The following is a 4,101-nucleotide window of genomic DNA, read 5'->3' on the forward strand; positions in this document are numbered from 1 at the left end:
GTGCGTGTCGCGCTACGCAACACCTGTCGTGCACGACACAATGACCGCTGACCCGCGAAAATGCTAGATAGCGAGCTTCTACCCCGATAGAAGGCACCCGCATCCATACGCGGATCGGGACGCTTTACGCGCTTGGCGGCGTAGAGGCCGGCGCCGGCGGCGGCATGCAGCGCGGCGATGTCGGCGCTCTCGCCGCTGTGCGATGCGGTGCCGACGCTCGTGTCCGGAGTGTGCAGCCGGACTCCGGAGACGAACCGCTCCGCCGCGGCCACCAGGGTGCGCGTCAGCAGCCCGAAAGACTCCGCGGCCCCGACGATGGCGATCACGAAGATGACGTAGTCGAGGTACAAGCTGGCCGCGTGACTGAGCGCAAGGGCCAGGACACACGCGCCGGTGAGCACACCGACCAGTACCGCGCCGCGCCGCGGCGAGTAGAAGGCGCGCAGTTACATCGCCAGAAACATCGGCGCGATGAGGCAGGCGAACTCGGCGACCATGACATGGCGGAAGGCCATCACGGCGGGGGTGGCCCCGATCGCCACGGCCGCCGCCGGCACGGGCTTGTCGGGCCGGACGGCCAGCCACACCAGCGCCGCGAGTCCGAGCACGACCGCCGCGATTCCCCCCGCGGGATTTCCCCGGGCCAGGCCGGGATGGATGGGAATCAGATTGCCGACCACCACGCCGTAGACGTACAGAAATGTGGTGGTCCCCAGATAGATCCGCAGCAGCCGAATCTGGTGTTCCTCGTAGAAGCCTTTCCCGGCGTCGGCACGCAACCGCAATCGATTTCGGCGAGCCCCCGACGGCCGGGGAACCCCAGACCCACATCGTCAACTCTCCTGGTCACCCGCTGCGATACCGATGCTGCGCCAATTGTTCACTGTATGGTGTCGAGCGCGCACATCAACTGCCCTACCGGCACCGAAATGCCGTCGGTAATTGCGACCGGCGATACGCCGTCGTGATGCAGTGCAACCAACTGCATTCGCCGGCATTGTTGTTCACTTCGTGGCCGTGGGCCTGCGTCAAATCGCCCGACGTCCCGGGGGAGTGGCGTCCTCGCCAAGACGCACCCGCCGCACGCGGGATTGCAGATCCGGGTGATTCAGCAGGGCTCTTCTGCCAGCGCAACCGGTCCGCCGACACAGGTCCAGTCGTCGTCCCACAGTGTGGATACCAGCCAGGACCGATCCGCGGGAAACATCAGGCCGGGAACGAGGTAGGGCCGGTCGAGAGTGGCGCCCGTGCGACGCCAGCCGGCGGCTTCCCCGGGGCCGGCCCGCACCAACACGTACGGCCAGTTCGCGTATATGTTCACCGGGGGCGCGTCGGGAAAGACGATGTCGCTGTCGCCACGTTCGAGATATCCCAGCCACCATCGCTGACCCGGCGACTGGCTGCTGAGGGCCGCTATGACGGCCCGGTCGTGCCGAGGCTGCAGCGCAGCGTCGTCGGGCAGGACGACGGTTGCATCGTCGTCGAAGACGGGCGGGATTCCCGAAGTGATCGTCAAGCCGACCGACGTCCCCGTGTTGATCCACACGACGTCCGACGTCGTGCCGAGCCGCCAGCCGCGACCGTCTCGCATGACTTGCTCCATGACTCAAGCATGGACGAACCGCGTTGGTGGGCGCCGGTTTTCCGCCGGAAACGCCATCGAAGGATGCATGACACCGTCGACGGCGCGGCCGACCGTCCGGTGCAGTGCGTGCGGCGCCTGACAAAATCTCACGACGGTCTCGGTTGGGCAAAATTCTTGCTGCGCAACCGCGGGGTGCGGGCTGAGATCACCTGTCTGGCCTTAGCGTCAGTTGCCATGGCCGAACGGAAGGACTACGAGAAGCGCCGGCACACAGTGCTCGACGCAATTGTGCCGGCTTTCATGGTTGCCATCCTCGGGCTCGCCCTCGCCCCAGCGGCTCATGCCGCTGCGCCCGCGGCAAGCTTGTCGGTGACATCGACGTGGCAGACCGGGTTCATCGCCCGCTTCACCGTCCTCAATTCGACGCCGGCGCCGCTCGCCGACTGGAAGCTCGAGTTCGACTTGCCCGCAGGAGAATCCGTCTCGCACACGTGGAATAGCACCATTGCACAATCTGGCACGCACTTCGTGCTCACCCCCGCGAATTGGAACCGCATCATCGCACCCGGTGGTTCAGCCACTGGCGGCATGAGAGGCGTGCTGACCGGCACCTACTCGCCACCGCAGAATTGCATGCTCAACCAGCAGTATCGGTGCACCTGAAAGCGACCGCGCACCGAGACCCGAGACCCGAGAGCTGTTTGTAGGTCCGCATGTCGCACGCAGAGATGCCGAGCGCAACGCACGTCAGCAGCACTTACCGCGCATCGCCATCCGGACGGCGTGCCTGATGGAGATTCCACTGGCCACAATCGGGCGCCAGCACATCGTTGACGTCGACCTCGAATCCGCCGACCCGCGGGCCGGGATTGGACGCCGTGCTCACGATGCGCTGGTAGAGAACAGCGACGGGGTAGACCTCACGGCCGGACCAGGCTCGAGTTTGCCAGGCCCACCGATGGCCAGGCGTGCTCGAAGACCCGATAACGCCGTCGGCGACGGCCCACTGGCACACTTTGATGCCTCCGTAGACCCCGGTGCGTTGAACTCCAAGAACCGCGTTGATTCCGCGAAACCACGGCAGCGCGAGCCGATTCCAGGTGTCGCGGTTGATGTCCTCGTCGATGGTGAAGAATATCGGCGCGCTCTGGCCGCCCCCCGCCGCGGTGTGCAACTGCCACGCGGTTCGCGCGTCCGCGATACCACCTGCGTAGCCTCGCCTGAAGTCCGACGGTGCCGTTCCACCCGGCTTGCCGTACTGATAGTTGCTGACGATCACCAAGCCTGCGGCTGTCAACGACTCGGCGTAGGCCCGAGTGATCGGCTTGGCGCCAAACGAGGAGCCGGGGCGCGACATCGAGACGTAGTTGACCACCCCGCTGTAGCCGGCAGCTCGGATCAGCTGCGCTGGAATTTGATGCGCTGCGAAGTCGATCAGTCGAGGGGCGGCACCTGCCGCTGTGGGTGTGCCGCAGGCCACTGATGCGGCACCCAGACCGGCCAACGCAGTGGCGTAGCGCAGTGCGTCGCGTCGGGAAACCGCACCCAGTCGCCCATGGCTGGCCGCCGAGGGCAAATTGTGCATCGCGCGATGTTAACGATCGGGCGGCTGTCAACGGTAGGGTCCGACTTGATTGCGATTTCAAATGGATACCCGATGGTGACCCCCGCCGATGCCATCGACCTGACGCCGACTTCGAGTGCCGCCTGAGAATGGAACCGCGGGAATTCCCCGGGGTCAAGCCTTCTCGTGGGGGAGAGGATGAGAGCTGGATCTGCGCACCATCCACAGTAATCGCCGCACACCTGGCAGCGGGAAAAGGTCCGGACGGTGTGCTTGACAACGTCACCTTGGTTGTGGCGGGAGTCAGCGCCATTGCCTGTCGAACAAGGCGCGCTGCCCCGCAACTGAAGAAAAGATCCAAGCCGCGGCAGTCACGGTGATCGGCGTCGCCGCTGGGCACGGCAAGCGGATTGATGCCTCGGTGTCAGCCGATTGATCCCAGGATCGCCCGCGCTGTGCGCTCTGCGATGAGCATCACCGGCGCGTTGGTGGTGCCGGAAATGATGGCGGGCATAGCTGACGCATCGACTACACGAAGGCCGGCAACACGGTACACGCGGCAGTCGGAGTCGAGCACTGTGACGGCCGACCGGGGCCGACCTCGGGCGTCAAAGGCTCCCATCGCGCATGTACCCACCGGATGGAAGATCGTTGTTCCGAGCTCAGTTGCTGCCCGGCACAATTCGTCATCACTCTCCAGCTGTGGACCGGGAAGCAACTCCTGCGGTCGGTAGCGGGCGAGAGCCGGCGCCGCCATGATCTGCCGGGTCATGCGGAGGCCCTTCACTGCGATTTGCCGATCGGCGTCGGTCGACAGGTAATTGCAGCGAATTGTCGGGTGAATCAGCGGATCTGCACTAGGGCGTGTCTCCCAATTGGTTGTTTCCGACGCGGGAATGGATTACGGCGCAGGCTAATAGGACACCGCCGAGGTAGGTTAGGGCGTATTTGT

Annotated in this window: 4 protein-coding genes and 2 pseudogenes; 1 reads left to right on the top strand and 5 read right to left on the bottom strand. The window is 65.1% G+C overall.

Features of this window, described 5'->3' with window-relative positions:
- From ACOJVU_RS20005 to ACOJVU_RS20015, 3 genes and pseudogenes are all read right to left on the bottom strand, one after another.
- Window positions 1-401: pseudogene (locus tag ACOJVU_RS20005) on the bottom strand (hypothetical protein); the annotation flags it as partial.
- A 45-nt stretch (window positions 402-446) separates the two neighbouring features.
- Window positions 447-779, bottom strand: coding sequence for a hypothetical protein (locus tag ACOJVU_RS20010; protein ID WP_421531374.1), 333 nt, complete (start codon window positions 777-779; stop codon window positions 447-449).
- 329 nt (window positions 780-1,108) lie between these two features.
- Window positions 1,109-1,591, bottom strand: a complete 483-nt coding sequence (locus ACOJVU_RS20015; RefSeq protein WP_421531375.1) for a hypothetical protein — start codon at window positions 1,589-1,591, stop codon at window positions 1,109-1,111.
- 228 nt (window positions 1,592-1,819) lie between these two features.
- On the opposite strand from ACOJVU_RS20015, the gene ACOJVU_RS20020 reads away from it, so the two are divergent.
- Window positions 1,820-2,248, top strand: a complete 429-nt coding sequence (locus ACOJVU_RS20020; protein WP_421531377.1) for a cellulose-binding domain-containing protein — start codon at window positions 1,820-1,822, stop codon at window positions 2,246-2,248.
- 94 nt (window positions 2,249-2,342) lie between these two features.
- Here ACOJVU_RS20020 and ACOJVU_RS20025 read toward each other — a convergent pair whose 3' ends face one another.
- Entirely contained in the window at window positions 2,343-3,170 is an 828-nt protein-coding gene (locus ACOJVU_RS20025) for a DUF1906 domain-containing protein (RefSeq protein WP_421531376.1), read from the bottom strand.
- A gap of 403 nt (window positions 3,171-3,573) precedes the next feature.
- Window positions 3,574-4,008 (bottom strand): annotated as a pseudogene (locus ACOJVU_RS20030) (GMC oxidoreductase); the annotation flags it as partial.
- Between the last annotated feature and the right edge of the window lie 93 nt (window positions 4,009-4,101).

Origin of the sequence: Mycobacterium sp. THU-M104, assembly GCF_049197365.1 — a bacterium.
GTDB lineage: Bacteria > Actinomycetota > Actinomycetes > Mycobacteriales > Mycobacteriaceae > Mycobacterium.